At 52.4% G+C, this 21,991-nt stretch carries 18 protein-coding genes; 9 read left to right on the top strand and 9 right to left on the bottom strand.

Translation table 11 applies throughout. From position 1 onward, the window contains the following. The 3 genes from JSN25_RS22095 to pncB all read right to left on the bottom strand — a co-directional run. On the bottom strand, positions 1-257 hold a 257-nt coding region (locus JSN25_RS22095), incomplete at its 3' end, for a porin (RefSeq protein WP_233638081.1). Between the two features lie 605 nt (positions 258-862). Then, the gene (gene asnS / locus JSN25_RS13175) at positions 863-2,263 is read right to left on the bottom strand and encodes an asparagine--tRNA ligase (RefSeq protein WP_038639361.1); all 1,401 of its coding nucleotides are present in this window, start codon (positions 2,261-2,263) and stop codon (positions 863-865) included. Between the two features lie 165 nt (positions 2,264-2,428). Next, positions 2,429-3,631, bottom strand: a complete 1,203-nt coding sequence (gene pncB, locus JSN25_RS13180) for a nicotinate phosphoribosyltransferase (RefSeq protein ID WP_069323257.1) — start codon at positions 3,629-3,631, stop codon at positions 2,429-2,431. A 266-nt stretch (positions 3,632-3,897) separates the two neighbouring features. Here pncB and pepN point away from each other — a divergent pair, with 266 nt between their 5' ends. Further along, complete coding sequence (gene pepN / locus JSN25_RS13185; RefSeq protein ID WP_137347932.1) at positions 3,898-6,510, top strand: aminopeptidase N; 2,613 nt, start codon at positions 3,898-3,900, stop codon at positions 6,508-6,510. A 71-nt stretch (positions 6,511-6,581) separates the two neighbouring features. On the opposite strand, the gene ssuB is transcribed toward pepN, so the two are convergent. From ssuB to ssuE, 5 genes are read right to left on the bottom strand one after another with little or no spacing between them, the layout of a single operon-like run. Beyond that, complete coding sequence (ssuB, locus tag JSN25_RS13190) at positions 6,582-7,349, bottom strand: aliphatic sulfonates ABC transporter ATP-binding protein (protein ID WP_085048604.1); 768 nt, start codon at positions 7,347-7,349, stop codon at positions 6,582-6,584. After that, entirely contained in the window at positions 7,346-8,137 is a 792-nt protein-coding gene (gene ssuC / locus JSN25_RS13195) for an aliphatic sulfonate ABC transporter permease SsuC (protein ID WP_038639375.1), read from the bottom strand. Before ssuC ends, ssuB begins: the two co-directional genes overlap by 4 nt. A gap of 11 nt (positions 8,138-8,148) precedes the next feature. Beyond that, the gene (gene ssuD, locus JSN25_RS13200) at positions 8,149-9,294 is read right to left on the bottom strand and encodes an FMNH2-dependent alkanesulfonate monooxygenase (protein ID WP_038639379.1); all 1,146 of its coding nucleotides are present in this window, start codon (positions 9,292-9,294) and stop codon (positions 8,149-8,151) included. Next, positions 9,291-10,265, bottom strand: coding sequence for a sulfonate ABC transporter substrate-binding protein (locus JSN25_RS13205; RefSeq protein ID WP_087857549.1), 975 nt, complete (start codon positions 10,263-10,265; stop codon positions 9,291-9,293). The genes ssuD and JSN25_RS13205 overlap by 4 nt, the downstream gene beginning before the upstream one ends. Beyond that, positions 10,258-10,833: an NADPH-dependent FMN reductase gene (ssuE, locus tag JSN25_RS13210; protein ID WP_159121958.1), complete on the bottom strand. Its 576-nt coding sequence runs from the start codon at positions 10,831-10,833 to the stop codon at positions 10,258-10,260. The genes JSN25_RS13205 and ssuE overlap by 8 nt, the downstream gene beginning before the upstream one ends. Positions 10,834-11,075: 242 nt before the next feature. Between ssuE and pyrD the strand changes: the two genes are divergently transcribed. Both pyrD and zapC read left to right on the top strand, forming a co-directional pair. Then, entirely contained in the window at positions 11,076-12,086 is a 1,011-nt protein-coding gene (gene pyrD, locus JSN25_RS13215; RefSeq protein WP_038639394.1) for a quinone-dependent dihydroorotate dehydrogenase, read from the top strand. Between the two features lie 165 nt (positions 12,087-12,251). Further along, positions 12,252-12,794 carry a cell division protein ZapC gene (zapC, locus tag JSN25_RS13220; RefSeq protein WP_038639397.1) on the top strand — a complete coding sequence of 181 codons (543 nt, stop codon included), beginning with the start codon at positions 12,252-12,254 and terminating at the stop codon, positions 12,792-12,794. Here the strand turns inward: zapC and JSN25_RS13225 are convergent. Further along, complete coding sequence (locus JSN25_RS13225) at positions 12,791-13,897, bottom strand: YcbX family protein (RefSeq protein ID WP_061381848.1); 1,107 nt, start codon at positions 13,895-13,897, stop codon at positions 12,791-12,793. The genes zapC and JSN25_RS13225 overlap by 4 nt on opposite strands. A 98-nt stretch (positions 13,898-13,995) precedes the next feature. Here JSN25_RS13225 and rlmKL point away from each other — a divergent pair, with 98 nt between their 5' ends. The 6 genes from rlmKL (at position 13,996) to rmf (ending at position 21,921) form a co-directional block, all read left to right on the top strand. Then, a complete protein-coding gene (gene rlmKL / locus JSN25_RS13230) occupies positions 13,996-16,104 on the top strand; it encodes a bifunctional 23S rRNA (guanine(2069)-N(7))-methyltransferase RlmK/23S rRNA (guanine(2445)-N(2))-methyltransferase RlmL (protein WP_204525011.1) in 2,109 nt (702 codons plus the stop codon). A 12-nt stretch (positions 16,105-16,116) separates the two neighbouring features. Continuing rightward, the gene (locus tag JSN25_RS13235) at positions 16,117-18,024 is read left to right on the top strand and encodes an ABC transporter ATP-binding protein (RefSeq protein ID WP_087857547.1); all 1,908 of its coding nucleotides are present in this window, start codon (positions 16,117-16,119) and stop codon (positions 18,022-18,024) included. 15 nt (positions 18,025-18,039) lie between these two features. After that, on the top strand, positions 18,040-19,293 hold the full coding sequence (gene pqiA, locus JSN25_RS13240) for a membrane integrity-associated transporter subunit PqiA (RefSeq protein ID WP_038639412.1): 1,254 nt from the start codon (positions 18,040-18,042) through the stop codon (positions 19,291-19,293). Between the two features lie 4 nt (positions 19,294-19,297). Continuing rightward, the gene (gene pqiB, locus JSN25_RS13245; protein ID WP_038639416.1) at positions 19,298-20,938 is read left to right on the top strand and encodes an intermembrane transport protein PqiB; all 1,641 of its coding nucleotides are present in this window, start codon (positions 19,298-19,300) and stop codon (positions 20,936-20,938) included. Beyond that, the gene (pqiC, locus tag JSN25_RS13250) at positions 20,935-21,498 is read left to right on the top strand and encodes a membrane integrity-associated transporter subunit PqiC (RefSeq protein WP_087857546.1); all 564 of its coding nucleotides are present in this window, start codon (positions 20,935-20,937) and stop codon (positions 21,496-21,498) included. The genes pqiB and pqiC overlap by 4 nt, the downstream gene beginning before the upstream one ends. Before the next feature lie 255 nt (positions 21,499-21,753). Further along, positions 21,754-21,921, top strand: coding sequence for a ribosome modulation factor (gene rmf, locus JSN25_RS13255; protein WP_071888121.1), 168 nt, complete (start codon positions 21,754-21,756; stop codon positions 21,919-21,921). Positions 21,922-21,991 lie beyond the last annotated feature (70 nt).

Consider the following 21,991-nt stretch of genomic DNA (forward strand, 5'->3'; position numbering starts at 1 on the left):
TTGTATTCCCACTGGCCGTAACCGGTCAGTTGGTCGTTAATCTGAGTTTCCCCTTTGAAACCAAGACGGGCATAGGTCTGATCGCCGTTAGGCGCGTAGGCGTTATCACCGTTGTTCTTGGAAAAATAGTGCAGACCCACGGCTTTACCGTAAATGTCTACTTTGTTGCCATCTTTGTTATAAACTTCTGCAGCGTTAGCTGCCCCGGCTACCAGCAGAGCAGGGATAACCACTGCCAGAATATTGCGCTTCATCATTATTTATTACCCTCATCGGTTTTTATATGACACCTGCCACTGCCGCCAATAAATTCCGTCAATAAAAATTTACGGAACTATTGATGAGAGTTTGGTGTCTTTATGTGTCTGACAGGCATCTTTCCATTCAAACTATCGTTTCGCTACTCTCAAAGTGCTACAAATATAAAGATTTGGTTTCAAAAAGAAAAAATGTGTAACAAAATGTTATTTTTGTGCAACTTTGTGAACAACTTCAAACTTCAGATGTCTCTGCGCTAAAAATCACCCCTGTTATTTCTATTTATATGATTTTCTTATATTTAATTTTGCTAAGACCGCTTTTTCTTCGCGATGACTAAAAGAACTGATTTAACTGAAGGTGATTTATGGACATCTGGACAGCCATGTGAAAGGTTAAAAAATGTACTATTTAATCAGAAAATGCTAATCCACAATAAAACTGCTGGTTATTTTTTGTTCGAATGTGTTGCTGTGAAATATTACGTAACAGGAAGAGGGGAGGCGAAGGGTTGTATTTAACGTGTTATGGGGATCCCTGTAACGTGGAGCGGTTACAAAAAAGGCCAGCAATGAATGCTGGCCTTTGGATTAAAAATTCAGCTTTAGAAGCTGGCGTTACGCGGAGTACGCGGGAACGGAATGACATCACGGACGTTCTGCACGCCAGTAACGTAGGCAATCAGACGCTCGAAGCCTAAGCCGAAGCCGGAATGCGGAACGGTACCGTAGCGGCGCAGGTCGCGATACCACCAGTAATCTTCTTTATTCAGACCCATCTCCAGCATACGGGCATCCAGCACGTCCAGACGCTCTTCACGCTGAGAACCACCGATGATTTCACCGATTCCCGGAGCCAGTACGTCCATTGCCGCAACGGTTTTACCGTCTTCGTTAAGGCGCATATAAAACGCTTTGATATCTTTCGGGTAGTTTTTAACCACGACCGGCGCTTTAAAGTGCTCTTCAGCAAGATAACGTTCGTGCTCGGAAGAGAGATCCACACCCCAGTAAACCGGGTTTTCAAACTGTTTGCCGCATTTTTCGAGAATGCTTACCGCGTCGGTGTAGTCCACCTGCGCGAAGTCGGCGTCAATGAAACGTTCCAGGCGTGAAATCGCGTCTTTGTCGACGCGTTCAGCGAAGAATTTCATATCATCCGCACGCTCTGCCAGTACGGCCTTGAAAGCATACTTCAGCATGGCTTCAGCGAGGCCTGCCACGTCGTCCAGGTTGGCGAAGGCCACTTCTGGCTCCAGCATCCAGAATTCCGCCAAGTGACGGCTGGTGTTAGAGTTTTCTGCACGGAACGTCGGGCCAAAGGTATAAATTTTGGACAGGGCGCAGGCGTAAGTTTCGCCGTTCAGCTGACCGGAAACGGTCAGGAAGGCTTCTTTACCGAAGAAGTCTTTATCGAAATCGACTTTTCCCTGATCGTTACGCGGCAGGTTTTCCAGATCCAGCGTAGAAACACGGAACATCTCACCAGCGCCTTCCGTATCGGAAGCGGTGATCAGCGGCGTGGATACCCAAAAGAAACCCTGCTCATGGAAGAAGCGATGCAGCGCTTGCGCCAGCGTATGACGTACACGCGCTACCGCACCAATCATGTTGGTACGCGGACGCATGTGCGCCACTTCACGCAGATACTCAATGCTGTGACGCTTGGCCGCCATCGGGTAGGTGTCAGGATCTTCAACCCAGCCCGCGACTTCAACCTCAGTGGCCTGAATTTCAAAGCTCTGTCCCTGTCCAGGCGACGCAACGACTTTACCCGTTACGATAACTGAACAGCCGGTTGTCAGGCGCAATACGTCCTGATTGTAATTGGGCAGAGAATTATTGATGACGGCCTGTACAGGATCAAAGCAGGAACCGTCATAAACGGCGAGGAAGGAGATGCCAGCTTTTGAATCTCGGCGGGTACGTACCCATCCGCGCACGGTGACTTCGCTGTCAACGGCTACGCGGCCCTGGAGTACGTCGGCTACAGGCACAACGCTCATAATATTCTCTCTGTTAATAGTCGGATATATAAACACATGTCCACCCGTAATGGGGGGATACCTATGTTACCTGGCATCTGCAATCAGACAAGCAGAATTCGTTGCTGGAGTGAAAGATTTCGGAAATAAACGCGAAAAGGGAGCCGATGTGGCTCCCTGTGAAGATTAACTGGCTTTTTTAATATGCGGCAAATCGAAAGCTTTGCGCAACGCACGAACAAACGCTTTATCGTGGCAGATGGTTTTACCGGGGCTATCAGATAACTTCGCTACCGGTTTGCCGTTACATTCCACCAGCTTGATAACAATATTGAGCGGCTTAACCTGCGGAATATCACACGTTAGCCGTGTACCAATGCCAAAACTCAACTGTACGCGAGAAGAGAAGTGGCGGTAGAGCTCAATCGCTTTTTTCAGATCGAGGTTATCGGAGAACACCAGCGTTTTGCTCAGCGGATCAATCCCCAGTTTTTCATAGTGGGCAATGGCTTTTTCACCCCATTCAACCGGATCGCCAGAGTCGTGACGTAAGCCCTGGTAACGGGTCGCAAATTCAACGCCAAAGTCGCGTAAAAACGCATCCATGGTGATGCAGTCCGTCAGCGCAATCCCGAGTTGGTCAGGATATTCATTTAACCATGCGGCCAGCGCAACGCGCTGGCTGGTGGCAAGCTCCGGGCTGATTTGCTGATGAGCCTGGAACCACTCATGCGCTTGCGTACCCATCGGGGTTAATGACAGACGACGGGCGAGATCGTAGTTGCTGGTGCCGACAAACCAGGATTCTTGCTGCAGGCGTTTAACAATGGCCTGCTGTACTTCGCGTGAAAAACGACGGCGCGTACCGAAATCCATCAGATGGAAGCGGGACATATCGACATCTTTCGTTAAAGCAGAGAATTCGACTAGTTTGCTTTCCAGCTCATGGAGTGCCTGTGGCACGCCTGATTCGGGCGAACGGTAACGGTGCACCAGTTCGCTGATAACCGCCAGCAGCGGGACTTCCCACATGATCACTTCACGCCATGGACCGGTTAAGCGGATGTTCAGCTTGCCGTTATCGTTGGTGACGCACACCTGTTCCGGGTTATAGCGGAAATCACGTAACCAGGCGAGGTAATCAGCTTTAAAGAAAGGCAGGCCGGAGAGCCACTGGTACTCGTCCTCCTGCAGTCGCAGGTGCTGCATGGCATTCACCTGCTCACGAATAGCATCGGCATAAATACCGAGCAGGTCATCGCCACGGCAACGAAATTCAGCCGCTACTTGTACATCATAGTAGTGGTGAAAAACGGCTTGCTGCATATGCAACTTATAAGCGTCTGTATCCAGCAGCGAGTGCAGAACAGGAGAAGCGAATTGTGTCATAGGTGCGCAGTAGCATCCTCTCACGGGAGCGTTTAGTACAATAAACAACTAAGAAAACCGCTGGAGTATACCCTGTTTAGCGATTTATTGAACCCCGATCACACCATAAGCTGTCTTTCTGGTCGAGGGCAATTCGTGCCGCGTGTTATGAAAATGTAGCAAAAAGGGTGTTTGTGCCTGAAAAGATGAACATTCTGCGTAGCGCGATTTACGCAACAGGAATAGACTGAAGCCGAGACTCTACCAAAGATGCTAAAGGTTTTTTTATGACACAACAGCCACAAGCCAAATACCGTCACGACTATCGTGCGCCGGATTACCAGATTACTGATATTGACTTGACCTTTGACCTGGATGCTGAAAAAACCGTGGTCACCGCCGTGAGCCAGGCTGTCCGTCATGGTGCGTCCAGTGCGCCGCTGCGCCTGGATGGCGAAGATCTGACCCTGGTGTCAATCCACGTGAACGACGAGCCGTGGACAGAGTATAAAGAAGAAGAGGGCGCTCTGGTCATCAGTCAGTTGCCGGAACGTTTTACGCTGCGTATCGTGAATGAAATTAGCCCGGCGGCCAATACCGCGCTGGAAGGACTGTATAAGTCTGGCGATGCGCTGTGCACCCAGTGTGAAGCAGAAGGGTTCCGCCATATTACCTGGTATCTCGACAGACCCGATGTTCTGGCGCGTTTTACCACCAAAATTATCGCCGATAAAACCCAATATCCGTTCCTGCTCTCTAACGGCAACCGCGTGGCGCAGGGTGAACTGGAAAACGGTCGTCACTGGGTGCAGTGGCAGGATCCGTTCCCGAAACCGTGCTATCTGTTTGCGCTGGTAGCCGGTGATTTCGACGTCCTGCGTGACACCTTTACCACCCGCTCAGGACGTGAAGTGGCGCTGGAACTGTATGTCGATCGCGGCAATCTGGACCGTGCGCCGTGGGCAATGACCTCGCTGAAAAACTCCATGAAATGGGATGAGGAGCGTTTCGGCCTCGAGTATGACCTCGACATCTATATGATTGTCGCCGTCGACTTCTTCAATATGGGCGCGATGGAGAATAAAGGTCTGAACATCTTTAACTCCAAATATGTGCTGGCCCGCACCGATACGGCCACCGACAAAGACTATCTCGATATTGAACGCGTTATTGGTCACGAATATTTCCATAACTGGACCGGCAACCGTGTGACCTGTCGCGACTGGTTCCAGTTGAGCCTGAAAGAAGGTTTAACCGTGTTCCGTGATCAGGAGTTCAGTTCCGATCTCGGCTCACGTGCGGTAAACCGTATCAGCAATGTACGTACCATGCGCGGCCTGCAGTTTGCCGAAGACGCCAGCCCGATGGCGCACCCGATCCGCCCGGATATGGTTATCGAAATGAACAACTTCTATACCCTGACCGTGTATGAAAAGGGCGCTGAAGTCATTCGTATGATCCACACTCTGCTGGGTGAGACTAACTTCCAGAAAGGGATGCAGCTGTACTTTGAGCGTCATGACGGCAGCGCTGCTACCTGTGATGATTTCGTGCAGGCGATGGAAGATGCGTCCAATGTCGATCTCTCTCATTTCCGCCGCTGGTACAGTCAGTCTGGTACGCCGATTCTGACCGTGCGTGATGACTACAATCCGTCAACGGAACAATACACGCTGACTATCAGCCAGCGTACGCCAGCCACGCCGGATCAGGCCGAGAAACAACCGCTGCATATTCCTTTCGCCCTCGAGTTGTATGACAACGAAGGGAAAGTGATTCCGCTACAAAAAGGCGGGCATCCGGTGAATGCCGTGCTCAACGTGACCCAGGCAGAACAGACGTTTGTCTTTGATAACGTGTACTTCCAGCCGGTTCCGGCACTGCTGTGCGAATTCTCCGCACCGGTAAAACTGGAATACAAATGGAGCGATCAGCAACTGACCTTCCTGATGCGTCATGCGCGTAACGATTTCTCTCGTTGGGATGCGGCGCAAAGTCTGCTGGCGACCTATATTAAGCTCAACGTTGCCCGTCATCAGCAGGGTCAGCCGTTGTCGCTGCCGGTACATGTGGCCGATGCTTTCCGCGCGATTTTGCTCGATGAGAAAATCGATCCGGCGCTGGCGGCAGAGATCCTGACGTTGCCTTCGGTAAATGAAATCGCCGAACTGTTCGATATCATCGATCCGGTGGCGATAACGGAAGTTCGCGAAGCATTGACCCGCACGCTGGCGGCTGAGCTGGCGGATGAATTCCTCGCTATCTATAACGCTAATCATCTTGACGAGTACCGCGTTGAGCATGCTGATATTGGTAAGCGTACGCTGCGCAATGCCTGCCTGCGCTTCCTGGCTTTTGGCGAAACCCATCTGGCTGACACGTTGGTTAGCAAGCAGTACCGCGAAGCGAACAATATGACTGACGCCCTGGCGGCGCTGTCCGCTGCGGTGGCAGCGCAACTGCCATGCCGTGACGCATTGATGCAGGAGTATGACGATAAATGGCATCATGACGGTCTGGTGATGGATAAATGGTTTATCCTGCAATCCACCAGCCCGGCGAGAAACGTGCTGGAAACGGTACGCGGTTTGCTGAAGCATCGTTCCTTCAGTATGAGTAACCCGAACCGTATTCGTTCCCTGATTGGTGCTTTTGCGGGCAGCAACCCGGCGGCTTTCCATGCGGAAGATGGCAGCGGCTATCAGTTCCTGGTCGATATGCTGACTGAGCTGAACAGCCGCAATCCGCAGGTGGCGTCACGTCTGATTGAGCCGTTGATTCGTTTGAAACGTTATGATGCCAAACGTCAGGCGAAGATGCGTGCGGCGCTGGAACAGTTGAAAGGCCTCGAGAATCTCTCCGGCGATCTGTTCGAGAAGATTGACAAAGCGTTAGCCTGATAATATTGCCGGATGGATCCGGCCTACCATTCACGCGTAGGCCGGATAAGCGGTAGCGCCATCCGGCGTTTTTAACCCTGCTTGCGTAGCTGAACTTCATTTTCGCCACGCTTCATCACCCGGTTCAACACTTCCGCTTCCAGCTCGGCTAACCGCACCGATCCCAAACGGCGGGGGCGCTGAATATCCACCGTCAGATCCAGCCCGATTTTACCCTCTTCGATCAAGAGTACGCGGTCTGCCATCGCGACGGCCTCACTGACATCGTGCGTCACCAGCAGCACCGTAAAGCCGTGGTCCTGCCATAGCGAGACGATCAGATCCTGCATCTCAAGACGGGTTAACGCATCCAGCGCGCCGAGCGGTTCATCCAGTAACAGCAGGCCAGGGCGGTGAATTAATGCCCGTGCCAGGGCCACGCGCTGTTTTTGGCCGCCAGACAGGGCGGCAGGCCACTCCTGTGCCCGGTTTTCGAGGCCAACAGCGGCCAATGCATTACGGGCCGCATCGCGCCATTGACCTTTCAACCCCAGACCAACGTTATCGATAACCGTTTTCCATGGCAGCAGACGCGCATCCTGAAACATCATGCGCGTATCATCCTGAATCTCTGCCAGCGGGGTAGTTCCGGCAAGTAATGCGCCTGAAGTGGGCGATTCCAGCCCAGCCAGCAGGCGCAGCAAGGTGCTTTTGCCACCGCCGCTGCGGCCCACTACGGCAACAAATTGCCCTGCCGGAATATGCAGATCTAATTGATTCAGTACCGTATTGGCGGCGTATTGTTTGGTCACGGCGCTCAGCAAAAGCGGCGTACCCTGATTCAAGCGAGCGGTATTCATACAGTAGCCTCCTTCACATGGTAAGCTGGGTTCCAGCGCAGCCAGACTCGCTCCAGCAGTTGGGCGCTGACATCGGCAAGTTTGCCGAGCAGGGCGTAGAGAATGATGGCCACTACCACCACGTCGGTTTGCAGAAATTCTCGGGCATTCATCGCCAGATAACCAATGCCGGCATTGGCGGAAATGGTTTCCGCAACGATCAACGTCAGCCACATCAGTCCGAGAGCAAAACGTACGCCAACCATAATCGAGGGCAGGGCGCCGGGGAGGATCACATGGATAAACAGTGAAAAGCCGGACAATCCATAGCTGCGCGCCATCTCCACCAGGCCGCGATCGATATTGCGGATCCCGTGCCAGGTGTTGATGTAAATCGGGAACAGTGTGCCCAAGGCGACGAGAAAGATCTTCGCCGATTCATCAATGCCGAACCACAAAATCACCAGCGGGATCAGCGCCAGATGGGGAACGTTGCGCAGCATCTGTATCGACGTATCCAGCAGGCGTTCCCCCCAGCGTGAAAGACCGCTGATGAGTCCCAGCGTCAAACCCAACGATCCACCGATCGAGAATCCGATCAGCGCGCGCCAGGAACTGATCGCCAGATGCTGCCAAAGTTCGCCGCTGGCGGAAAGTGTCCAGAAGGCTTCGACAACGCCTTCCGGGGAGGGCAGGATGCGGGTGGATAGCCAGCCCATTGACGAGGCTATCTGCCAGAGCGCCACCAGACCTACCGGCAAAAACCAGGGTGCGAGGCGCAATAGCCACCTGTTTTTCGGTGTTGTCATCAGCGTGCTCCTTAGCTTTGCGCGACCTTACGGGGAATAAATTCGTTAGCCACCGCTTCGCCTTGTTGGTGCAGACGCTGTGGCTGTGGAATTTCAGGTATCGAAACATCCAGATGCGGGAACAGTAGCTCGCCAACTTTGTACGCCTCTTCCAGATGCGGATACCCCGACAGCACAAAGCTGTCGATACCCAGCGCGGCGTACTCGTTTATGCGCGCTGCGACGGTAGGGCCGTCGCCGACCAGCGCGGTTCCGGCGCCGCCACGCACCAGCCCAACGCCTGCCCACAGGTTCGGGCTTATTTCCAGTTTGTCGCGTTTACCGTTGTGCAGCGCGGCCATCCGCTGTTGGCCAACCGAATCCGTTCTTGAGAAGGCGGCCTGGGCTTTGGCAATCGTGTCGTCATCAAGATGCGAAATCAGACGCTCCGCTGCCTGCCACGCCTCATCCGTCGTCTCCCGCACGATCACATGCAAACGAATACCAAAGCGGATCTTGCGTCCAAGCGCTGCCGCTTTGGCTCGCACTTGCTCAATCTTCTCTTTCACCTGTTCAGGCGGTTCGCCCCAGGTCAGATAGAGATCAACCTGCTCGGCAGCCAGGTCTTGCGCGACATCGGAAGAACCGCCGAAATAAAGTGGCGGCCAGGGTTGCTGTACGGGAGGAAAAAACAGCTTCGCGCCGCGGACGTGCATATGTTTGCCGTTGAAATCCACCGTTTCTCCCTGTAACAGCCGACGCCAGATCTGGGTGAATTCAGCAGAAGCTTCATAGCGCTCGGTGTGATCAAGAAACACGCCGTCGCCAGCCAGTTCCTGCGGATCGCTGCCGGTCACCAGGTTAAACAGCGCCCGACCGTTAGAGAGTCTGTCGAGCGTTGCAGCCTGGCGTGCGGCAACCGTTGGCGAGGTTACGCTTGGACGCAGCGCGACCAAAAACTTGAGCCGCTGAGTAACAGGGATCATGGAGGCGGCTACCAGCCAGGCATCTTCACAGGAGCGACCGGTTGGGATCAAAACGCCGGTAAATCCCAGGCGATCGGCAGCCTGCGCGATTTGCTGCAGATAACTGTGATCGACCGGACGCGAGCCTTCTTCCGTCCCCAGATAGTGGCCATCCCCATGGGTGGGTAAAAACCAGAACATGTTCAGACTCATAATTTTGCTCCTGTCTGCTGAGTGGGTTGCCAGATACGCTGGCGAATATCAATTTTTTTCGGCACCAGACGATTGTCATAAAACAGATCGGCGGTTTGTTGTTGCAGGGCGGCAACCGAGGCGCTGACGGGTGAGATGGTCGTTGGCGGCCGGTGATCAAGATAAGACGCAATCACCGGCTCTGGCAGTCCCATGGTTTTGGCCAGCAGGGTAATACTTTGCTGGCGCTGGCTGAGGGTTAACGCATCAGCCTGGCTAAAGGTATCCAGCACGCCAAGAACAAACGCGCCATTTTTCTCGGCATAAGGACGCGCGGCGAGATAAAAGGAGCCGGTCTGTTTGAGGTCTGAGCCGTCTTTCAGCACGCGCACATCACCCTGCAGCAACGCGGCGGAATAGTAAGGATCCCAGATAGCCCACGCATCAACGTTACCTTGCTGGAAGGCTGCTCTGGCATCTGCGGGTGTCAGATATGTTGGTTGAATATCGGTAAATTTCAGCCCGGCCTGTTGTAAGGCTCGCAGTAGTAAATTGTGGGCGCTGGAACCTTTCTGGAAAGCGACTTTATGTCCTTTGAGCTGCGCAACGCTCTGGATCGGGCTGTTTTTGGGCACCAGAATCACTTCGGCTTTTGGTTTGGGCGGCTCGACGCCAACGTAAACCAGATCGGCTCCGGCGGCCTGGGCGAAAATCGGTGGAATGTCACCGGTACTGCCGAGATCGATACTGCCAATATTGAGTGCTTCCAGCATTTGCGGCCCTGCCGGAAACTCAATCCACGAGATTTTGGTCTGTGGGTAGCGTTTCTCCAGTAACTGATGGCTTTTTGCCAGCACCATACTGACGCTTCCTTTCTGGTAACCTATGCGCAGCGCGTCTGGTGCAGACTCTGCGGCATGGACGAGCGTTGAAAGTGACAGCAATCCGGTCAACGCCAACCACGGCGTGTGACGCTTGAGCAGATTAAGCATGGGCGGCACCTCGCAGAGCATTCAATTGAGGAAGTTGGACATCACGACGATGCAACGCCAGCCAGAAGGTGTCGAGCGCATTGTCCAGACGCAGTTGCAGGTTGGACGTAAACTGCGGTTTATGCTGATAATCAATGACCTGTGAATCATCAGCAAAAACACCGTGCAGGATTTCCTGGGCTTTTAACGCGCTCAGCACCGGCTTAAGCGCGTAATCAACGGCCAGTAAATGCGCAACGGTACCGCCTGTTGCCAGCGGCAAAACCACTTTTCCTTCCAGTGCGCGTTCGGGAAGCAGATCGAGCAACGTTTTCAACGCTCCGGAGTAAGCTGCTTTGTAGACCGGCGTTGCAACAATCAATCCGTCGGCGTCGTGCAGTTGTTCGACAAAGGTTTTCAGCGCCGGGCTGTCGAAGCGCGCATAGATCAGGTCTTCTGGGGCAAAGTTGTGCAGATTCCAGTGACAGACTTCGACATCCTGGCCGTTCAGTTTTTCCCGGGCGTATTCCAGTAAGGCGCTGGAGCGAGAGGGGAAGCGTGGACTTCCCGCCAGAGTAATGACGCGCATAATTTTAATCTCCCCTTATAACTAATTGTTCGCTTTTATTTAACATTGATAACAATTTGTGCAGTCTGGCAGAGAGATTTTGTTTATCGAAATGATTTATACGGGATAGAAAAGTTGAAAAATGAATAAAACGGCAGAAGCAGGAAAACGATTGCTATTTATTGCCGCAGGTCAATTCCCTTTTTGCTCGCGATCGCACATAATACGCCCCCGGTCTGCACACCGGGAATCCAGGAGAGTTCATGTACTACCCCTTCGTTCGTAAAGCCCTTTTCCAGCTCGATCCTGAGCGCGCTCATGAATTGACATTCCAGCAGTTACGTCGCATTACCGGCACGCCGCTCGAAGCGCTTGTCCGCCAGAAAGTACCCGCAAAACCGGTTACCTGTATGGGGCTGACGTTTAAAAATCCGCTCGGGCTTGCTGCCGGACTGGATAAAGACGGGGAGTGCATTGATGCGCTCGGTGCGATGGGATTCGGTTCAATTGAGATTGGTACCGTGACGCCACGCCCCCAGCCCGGGAACGATAAACCACGTCTGTTCCGTCTGGTGGATGCGGAAGGTTTGATCAACCGCATGGGATTCAATAACCTGGGTGTTGATAACCTGGTAGAGAACGTTAAGAAATCACATTTTGACGGCATTCTCGGCATTAATATTGGTAAGAATAAAGATACTCCGGTAGAAAACGGCAAAGATGACTATCTGATTTGTATGGAAAAAGTCTATGCTTATGCCGGTTATATCGCGATTAATATCTCTTCACCGAATACGCCGGGATTACGCACGCTGCAATACGGTGAAGCGCTGGATGATCTGCTGACGGCAATTAAAAATAAGCAAAACGATCTGCAAGCGATCCACCATAAATATGTTCCGGTGGCCGTAAAGATCGCGCCGGATCTTTCCGTCGAAGAACTGATCCAGGTTGCCGACAGTTTAGTTCGGCATAATATTGATGGTGTAATTGCAACTAACACCACTCTCGATCGTTCTCTCGTACAGGGAATGAAAAATTGCGATCAAATGGGGGGACTGAGCGGTCGTCCGTTACAATTAAAAAGTACAGAAATTATTCGCCAGTTGTCTCAGGAATTAAATGGTCAGTTACCGATTATTGGCGTTGGCGGTATTGACTCGGTGATTGCCGCGCGCGAGAAAATAGCCGCCGGCGCTACCCTGGTACAGATTTATTCGGGCTTTATTTTTAAAGGCCCGCCGTTGATTAAAGAAATCGTCACCAATATCTGAATGCTACGTTAATCACAATCCAGGGCTTTATTTCTAGCCCTGGTTGTTTTATATTCCTTTACTGTTGCTTATTTAAACATTCTGAGCTTTTATTATTAGGGCAATAAACGAAGCGGCAAAAGGATACTGTCGTAACGGCGATGATTAAGGAAAGGAGAGAAACTGATGCGAATTAAACCCGACGATAACTGGCGCTGGTATTATGATGAAGAGCACGATCGTATGATGCTCGATTTAGCCAATGGTATGTTATTCCGTTCGCGTTTTGCTCGTAAAATGCTCACGCCTGATGCCTTTACTCCTTCCGGATTTTGCGTTGATGACGCCGCGCTTTATTTTTCCTTTGAAGAAAAATGCCGCTATCTGGATTTAGCGAAAGAACAAAAAGCGGAACTGGTGCTCAATGCGCTGGTGGCTATTCGTTATCTTAAGCCGCAGATGCCAAAAAGTTGGCACTTTGTCGCCCACGGCATTAACTGGACGCCAGTGCCAGGGGATGCTGCCTGTGTCGATTTAAGCGATACCGATGAACAGGTAAACCTGTTAGTGGTTGAGCCGGGTGAAAACGCCGCGCTTTGTCTGCTGGCGCAACCGGGCGTGGTGATTGCCGGACGCACCATGCAGCTTGGCGACGCAATTAAAATCATGAATGACAGACTGAAACCGCAGACAATGGTTGACAGTTTCAGCCTTGAGCAGGCGGTTTAACTTTCCAGCCTGATTGCCGTTTTGGGCACACAACTGCAGCACAGAATTGTCCCGTCATCTCCCATCGCTGATTTTTTCAGCGGGCTCACTTCGCCTTCTACCAACCGAATTCGACAGCATCCGCAAATTCCCGCCCGACATGAGTAGGGAACCCGGATACCCTGGTTTTCCAGCTGTTCAAGCAATACCTGCTGATTATTTCCGCGAAAGGTCTGTCCCTGCCACTCGATAAGCACCGTGGCATCGGGTTGTTGCACCGGGGCAGTATCATCGGTTTCTGCCGCGCCATATACTCTGGCCGGACCGGTGGACAGAATTTCAACCTCGTCGCCGACGCGAATCACGCCACTGTTACGCGCAATGAGATTCTGACCAAAATCGACATCGCCGTTATCCGTCGCAGTGCGAAAGCTTTGCAGCGTGGCCAGCGGTTCGCCGGACGGATGCTTCTGACCTTTTTCAGGGCTGACGGTGGTGAAAATGCAGCGGCTACAAGGTTTAGCCACGTCAAAAATAACCTCGCCAATGCGGATCACTTTCCAGGTATCTTCTTCCCAGGCGGCAGCGCCTGAAACCACCAGATTGGGGCGAAACTGCTCCATTTTTACGCTTGCCGGGCAGCGCTGTTGCAAATCGCGCAATGACGCTTCGTTAGTTAAAAGGTAGGGATAACCATCGGCAAAGGATAACGGAACATCATCGCGGCGCTTCACTCGGCGCGTCAGCTGCGGACCAACCCAGCGAAGCTGCACGTCACGGGAGAAAAAACCGCTCAGCCACTGGTTGATAGCCGCTGGCGCAATACGCGCGGTAAAATGGTTGCCCCACACTTCCGTCGGCGCATCCTGCAGGGCGAAGTCGGCAAATCGCACAAGCGCGCTGCTACCGTCTGGCGCCGTAAGATGCAATCCATCGTGGAAAGGGGAAGGGGTAAAACGCACCATCTGTGGGAACTGTCGGGCGGTAATGAACGTCCCGTCGGGTTCGGTAATCATAAATATGCGATCAAAGGCGAGACCACTAACGTCTGCCAGAGCGTGGGTAAGCCCAATACCGCGCATTGATTTAACCGGATGAATAAAAAGTCGGGTTAACGTGACCACTGTACAGCCCCTCGAGCGAAAATAAGCCTTCAACTTTATGACATACCGCCCATATTAGCTATAATGCGCAGCAATTTTCTCGGAGTAAAAGTGACATTATGAATTCTCTGTTTGCCAGTACGGCCCGCGGGCTGGAAGAGCTGTTAAAAACTGAACTGGAAAACCTTGGCGCGCTGGAGTGTCAGGTCGTTCAGGGTGGGGTCCATTTTAAGGGCGACACGCGGCTTGTTTACCAGAGCCTGATGTGGAGCCGCCTGGCCTCGCGCATTATCCTGCCGATGGGAGAGTGCAAGGTCTACAGCGATCTTGATCTGTACCTCGGTGTTCAGGCAATCGACTGGACAGAGATATTTAATCCGGGCGCTACATTTGCGGTGCATTTTAGCGGCCTGAACGAAACCATTCGTAATAGTCAGTACGGGGCGCTGAAGGTAAAGGATGCGATTGTCGACGCCTTTACCCGTAAAAATCTGCCGCGTCCGAATGTGGATCGTGAATCTCCGGATCTGCGCATTAACGTGTGGCTGAATAAAGATACCGCCAGTATTGCGCTCGATCTGAGCGGTGATGGCCTGCATCAGCGTGGGTATCGCGATCGCGCAGGTCAGGCGCCGATTAAAGAAACGCTGGCTGCCGCCATTGTGATGCGTTCAGGTTGGCAACCGGGCACGCCGTTACTCGATCCGATGTGTGGCTCCGGTACACTGCTGATTGAAGCGGCGATGTGGGCAACCGATCGTGCGCCTGGTCTGCACCGTGGTTATTGGGGCTTTAGCGGTTGGGCGCAGCACGATGACGCTGTGTGGCAAGAGGTTAAAGCCGAAGCGCAGGTGCGCGCGCGTAAGGGTCTCGCAGACTACACCTCGCACTTCTATGGATCTGACAGCGATGCTCGCGTAATTGAAAAAGCACGCAGTAACGCCCGTCGCGCCGGAATTGCCGATCTGATGACGTTTGAAGTTAAAGATGTCGCCAAACTGAGCAACCCGTTACCGAAAGGACCGTACGGGACGGTTATCAGCAACCCGCCGTACGGCGAACGTCTGGATAGTGAACCGGCGCTGATTGCCCTGCACAGCCTGCTGGGGCGCACAATGAAAAACCAGTTTGGCGGCTGGAATCTGTCCCTGTTTAGCGCCTCGCCGGATTTGCTCAGCAGCCTGCAATTACGTGCTGATAAGCAGTTTAAAGCGAAAAATGGTCCGCTGGATTGCGTGCAGAAGAACTATCACGTTGCAGAAACCACCGCCGACAGTAAGCCTGCCATGGTCGCGGAAGATTATGCCAACCGCCTGCGTAAGAATCTTAAGAAGCTGGAAAAATGGGCGCGTCAGGAAGGTATTGAATGCTATCGCCTGTACGATGCCGACCTGCCGGAATACAACGTGGCGGTAGATCGCTACGGTGACTGGGTCGTGGTGCAGGAATACGCGCCGCCGAAAACGGTCGATGCGCAGAAAGCGCGTCAACGCCTGTTCGACATCATTGCCGCTACGCTCTCGGTACTTGAGATTGCTCCGAATAAACTGGTGCTGAAAACCCGTGAACGTCAAAAAGGCAAGAACCAGTATCAGAAGATGAATGAGAAGGGTGAATTCATTGAGGTAAGCGAGTACAACGCTCGTCTGTGGGTGAACCTGACTGACTATCTTGATACCGGTTTGTTCCTCGATCACCGCATTGCGCGTCGCATGCTGGGTCAGATGAGTAAAGGTAAGGATTTCCTCAATCTGTTCTCCTACACCGGTAGCGCCAGCGTTCATGCCGGACTGGGCGGCGCGCGGAGCACCACGACGGTTGATATGTCGCGTACCTACCTGGAATGGGCTGAACGCAACCTGCGTTTGAACGGCCTGAGTGGTCGCGCTCACCGTTTAATTCAGGCCGATTGTCTGGGCTGGCTGCGCGATGCCAATGAACAGTTCGATCTGATTTTCATCGATCCGCCAACGTTCTCTAACTCTAAACGCATGGAAGATTCGTTTGATGTGCAGCGCGATCATCTGGCGCTGATGAAAGATCTGAAACGTCTGTTACGTAAAGACGGGACGATCATGTTCTCCAACAACAAACGTGGATTCCGTATGGATCTCGAGGGTCTGGCTGAGCTGGGATTGAAAGCACAAGAAATTACCCAAAAAACGCTTTCCCAGGACTTTGCCCGTAACCGTCAGATCCACAATTGCTGGCTGATTACCGCAGCCTGAAAGGATAAGTAAATGTCATTGATCAGTATGCATGGTGCATGGCTGTCGTTCAGCGATGCGCCCCTTCTTGATAATGCGGAACTGCATATCGAGGATAACGAACGCGTCTGTCTGGTTGGCCGTAACGGCGCGGGCAAATCGACGCTGATGAAGATCCTGAACCGTGAACAGGGTCTTGACGACGGGCGTATTATTTATGAGCAGGATCTGGTCGTCGCGCGTCTGCAACAGGATCCGCCGCGTAACGTCGAGGGCAGCGTGTATGACTTCGTTGCCGAAGGTATTGAGGAACAGGCTGAATACCTGAAGCGGTATCATGATATTTCGCGCCTTGTCATGACCGATCCCAGCGACAGAAATCTGAATGAGATGGCGCGGGTTCAGGAAATGCTCGATCACCACAATCTGTGGCAGCTCGAAAGTCGCATTAATGAAGTGTTGGCGCAACTGGGGCTGGATCCTAACGCCGCGCTTTCGTCGCTGTCTGGTGGTTGGCTGCGTAAAGCGGCGCTGGGCCGCGCGTTGGTGAGTAATCCGCGCGTATTGCTGCTCGATGAACCGACGAACCATCTGGACATTGAAACAATCGACTGGCTGGAAGGGTTCCTGAAATCCTTCAACGGGACAATCATTTTCATTTCCCACGACCGTTCATTTATTCGCAACATGGCGACGCGTATTGTTGATCTTGACCGCGGCAAACTGGTGACCTATCCGGGGAACTACGATCAGTATCTGCTGGAGAAAGAAGAAGCGCTGCGGGTAGAAGAGTTACAAAACGCGGAGTTTGATCGCAAGCTGGCGCAGGAAGAGGTTTGGATCCGCCAGGGTATCAAAGCGCGTCGTACCCGTAACGAAGGCCGTGTGCGCGCCCTGAAAGCGATGCGTCGCGAGCGCGGTGAACGTCGCGAAGTGATGGGCACGGCGAAGATGCAGGTTGAAGAGGCGAGCCGTTCGGGCAAGATTGTCTTCGAAATGGAGAATGTGGATTATCAGGTTGATGGTAAGCAACTGGTAAAAGATTTCTCCGCGCAGGTGCAGCGCAGCGACAAAATTGCGTTAATTGGCCCTAACGGTTGCGGCAAGACGACGCTGCTCAAACTGATGCTAGGCCAACTGCAGGCTGACAGTGGACGTATTCATGTTGGGACCAAGCTGGAAGTGGCTTATTTCGATCAGCACCGGGCTGAACTGGATCCGGATAAAACCGTGATGGACAATCTGGCCGAAGGTAAGCAAGAGGTGATGGTTAACGGTAAACCCCGCCATGTGCTGGGCTACCTGCAGGACTTCTTGTTCCACCCGAAACGGGCGATGACGCCAGTACGCGCGCTCTCCGGTGGGGAACGAAATCGTCTGTTGCTGGCGCGTTTGTTCCTGAAACCCAGTAATCTTTTAATTCTCGATGAACCAACGAACGATCTTGACGTCGAAACGCTGGAACTGCTTGAAGAGCTGATTGACAGCTATCAGGGCACCGTACTGCTGGTGAGCCACGACCGTCAGTTTGTGGATAATACCGTTACGGAATGTTGGATCTTCGAAGGCGGTGGTAAAATTGGTCGTTATGTCGGCGGTTACCATGACGCGCGCAGCCAGCAAGCGCAGCATGTGGCGTTTAAACAGCCCGTTGTGAAAAAAACAGAGGAAGCTGTTGCTCCTAAAGCAGAAATTGTCAAACGTGGCACGAGCAAACTAAGCTATAAACTGCAGCGCGAACTGGAGCAGCTCCCCGCATTGCTTGAAGAACTGGAAGCTAAGCTGGAAACATTACAAGCTCAGGTTGCTGACGCCGCTTTTTTCAGTCAGCCGCACGAGCAAACGCAACAAGTTTTAGCTAATCTGAACGAAGCGGAACAAGAACTTGAGCAAGCCTTTGAGCGCTGGGAGTATCTTGAATCTTTGAAGAATGGCGCATAATTTAAAGGAGCACATATGTGCGAACATCACCATGCCGCGAAGCATATTTTGTGTTCGCAGTGTGACATGCTGGTGGCGTTACCGCGCCTTGAGCATGGTCAGAAAGCGGCATGTCCACGATGTGGCACTACGTTAACGGTTGAGTGGGACGCGCCGAGGCAGCGTCCTACTGCCTATGTTTTAGCAGCGCTGTTCATGCTGCTTTTATCAAACCTCTTCCCTTTTGTGAATATGAACGTCGCAGGGGTAAGCAGCGAAGTGACGTTGCTGGAAATCCCCAGCGTGCTCTTCTCTGAAGATTACGCCAGCCTCGGCACGTTTTTTTTATTATTCGTCCAGTTGGTTCCCGCGTTTTGTTTACTGACTATTCTGCTGCTGGTGAACCGTGCCGAAATGCCTGGCTGGCTAAAGGCCAGGCTTGCGCGCGTCCTGTTCCAGTTGAAAAGCTGGGGGATGGCGGAAATCTTCCTCGCCGGAGTGCTGGTCAGTTTCGTTAAGCTGATGGCTTATGGTGATATCGGCGTGGGCAGCAGTTTCATCCCATGGTGCTTCTTTTGTGTACTACAGCTACGGGCGTTTCAGTGCGTTGACCGCCGTTGGCTGTGGGATGATATTGCGCCAATGCCTGTCATTAACCAGGAATTAAAGCCTGGCGTGCCCGGCATCCGGCAGGGGTTGCGTTCTTGTTCCTGCTGCACCGCTATTCTTCCCGCTGACGAACGGGTGTGCCCGCGCTGCGAGACGAAAGGCTACGTGCGTCGCAAAAACAGTCTGCAATGGACGATGGCGTTATTGTTCACGTCAATCATGCTTTATCTTCCTGCCAACATCCTGCCGATCATGATTACCGATTTGCTCGGATCCAAGTTGCCGTCAACGATTCTTGAAGGCGTGGTTTTGATTTGGAGCGAGGGCTCTTATCCGGTGGCGGCGGTTATCTTTATCGCCAGTATTATGGTGCCGACGTTGAAAATGATTGCCATTGCCTGGCTATGTTGGGATGCCAAGGGGCACGGCAAACGTGACAGTGAACGTATGCACTTGATTTATGAAGTGGTGGAATTTGTCGGTCGCTGGTCAATGATCGACGTTTTTGTGATTGCGGTACTCTCTGCGCTGGTGCGCATGGGAGGGTTAATGAACATTTATCCTGCAATGGGTGCTTTGATGTTTGCTTTAGTCGTCATTATGACAATGTTTTCTGCGATGACATTTGATCCGCGTCTGTCGTGGGACCGTGAACCAGAACCAGATCATGAGGAGTCCTGACAGCATGGAATCTAAAAGTGGGGAAGCCAAAGTGCAGAAGGTGAAAAACTGGTCGCCCGTGTGGATATTCCCGATCGTTACTGCGCTTATTGGCGCATGGGTCCTGTTTTATCATTACAGCCATCAGGGGCCGGAAGTCACGCTGATTACCACCAATGCCGAAGGGATTGAAGGCGGCAAAACGACGATTAAAAGCCGCAGCGTGGATGTCGGCATCGTCGAGAGCGCGACTCTGACGGATGATTTGACCCATGTGGAGATTAAAGCTCGTCTTAACTCTGGAATGGAAAAGCTGCTGCATAAAGACTCTGTTTTTTGGGTGGTGAAGCCGCAGGTTGGTCGTGAAGGTATCAGCGGCCTGGGCACGCTATTGTCCGGGGCATATATTGAACTGCAGCCCGGCAATAAAGGGAATAAGCTGGAAAATTACCAACTACTGGACTCACCGCCGCTGGCACCGCCAGATGCGAAAGGGATCCGCGTGATACTGGACAGTAAAAAAGCCGGGCAGTTAAGCCCCGGCGATCCGGTATTGTTCCGTGGATATCGTGTGGGGTCGGTTGAGACCAGCACCTTCGATGCGCAAAAGCGTACTATCAGCTACCAGCTTTTCATTAATGCGCCTAACGATCGTCTGGTGACCAGCAATGTGCGTTTCTGGAAAGACAGTGGGATCGCCGTGGATCTTACCTCCGCAGGTATGCGTGTGGAAATGGGATCGCTCTCCACGTTGTTTGGCGGTGGCGTAAGTTTTGATGTGCCAGAAGGTTTAGAACAAGGTGAGCCGGTTGGGCAACAGTCCGCGTTTAATCTTTATGACGATCAAAAAAGTATTCAGGATTCCCTGTATACCGATCATATTGACTACCTGATGTTCTTTAAGGATTCGATTCGTGGCCTGCAGCCAGGCGCGCCGCTGGAATTCCGCGGCATTCGTCTGGGGACGGTGAGTAAAGTACCTTTCTTCTCACCGAACATGCGTCAGGTATTTAACAATGATTACCGCATTCCGGTGTTGGTACGCATCGAGCCTGAGCGCCTGAAAGCACAGCTGGGCGAGGACACTGATGTTGGCGCTCATCTGGAGCAATTGCTCAAACGCGGATTACGCGCATCGCTGAAAACCGGGAATCTGGTGACCGGCGCGCTGTATGTCGATCTCGACTTCTACCCGAAAGAACCACCGATTAGCGGTGTACGAGAATTTAATGGTTATCAGATTATCCCGACGGTGAGTGGCGGTTTAGCGCAGATCCAGCAGCGCCTGATGGAAGCGCTGGATAAGATTAATAATCTGCCGTTGAACCCGATGATTGAGCAGGCGACCAATACGTTGTCAGAAAGCCAGCGTACGATGAAGCATCTGCAAACCACGCTGGATAATATGAATAAGATCACATCCAGCCAGTCAATGCAGGATCTTCCGGCGGATATGCAAAATACGTTGCGTGAACTTAATCGTAGCATGCAGGGCTTCCAGCCGGGTTCGGCAGCCTACAACAAGATGGTGGCGGATATGCAGCGTCTTGATCAGGTACTGCGCGAACTGCAACCGGTACTGAAAACGTTGAACGATAAGAGCAATGCGCTGGTATTTGAAGCGAAGGACAAAAAAGATCCAGAGCCGAAGAGGGCGAAACAATGAAAAAGTGGCTAGTGGTGATGATGGCGGTCTGGCTGACGTCATGCAGCTCCAGCGGAGAAAATAAAAGCTATTACCAGCTTCCTATCGCGCAAGGGGGCGTCCAAAGCTCCGCCAACCAGGGTAACCGGCTGCTGTGGGTTGAGCAGATTGCGGTGCCGGACTATCTGGCGGGTAATGGAGTGGTTTACCAGACCAGCGATGTGCAATATGTGATAGCGAATAATAATCTCTGGGCCAGTCCTTTAGATCAGCAATTGCGCAATACGCTGGTGACGAACCTCAGTATGCAATTACCTGGCTGGGTTGTCGCTTCGCAGCCGCTGGGAAGCACACAGGACACGCTGAACGTCACTGTGACCGGCTTCCACGGTAGGTACGATGGGAAGGTTATTGTCAGCGGAGAATGGTTACTGAATCACCAGGGGCAGTTGATCAAGCGTCCGTTCCACATCGAGGCAGTGCAGACCAGGGACGGCTACGATGAGATGGTGAAGGTTCTCGCCAACGCCTGGAGTCAGGAAGCGACGGCCATAGCTCAAGAGCTGAAACGCATCCCTTAAGCTTAAATAATTGTAAATTATGCCGCCCCTGGTTCACCGCCCGGGGCGGTTTTTTTTATTTTTTAGCCGCGGAGATAACTGTTCTGTCTGATTTTTTTTGTACAAATGATTTCGCGGGTAGCTCACAAATATGACACTGGCGTGAATTTTGCGCATTGACGAGCCTGATGTTTAGGGGTATTCGTTTAGTGTGATTGCACACTTAGTAATCACTGTTTTCTTTTCCACCAGAACTAAAGATGAGGGAAACGAGGCATGAAGAGACAAAAACGAGATCGCCTGGAACGGGCACATCAACGTGGATATCAGGCCGGCATTGCCGGACGCTCAAAAGAAATGTGTCCCTATCAGGCGCTGAATCAGAGATCATACTGGCTGGGAGGCTGGCGAGAAGCCATGGGGGATAGGGTTTTAATGGCCTGATTCTGTCTCTTTAGATAAAAGAAACCTCCGCAGAGCGGAGGTTTCGCCTTTTTGCAGACCGGATAAGGCG

It is taken from the genome of Citrobacter cronae, from assembly GCF_016893685.1.
GTDB classification, from domain to species: domain Bacteria; phylum Pseudomonadota; class Gammaproteobacteria; order Enterobacterales; family Enterobacteriaceae; genus Citrobacter; species Citrobacter werkmanii.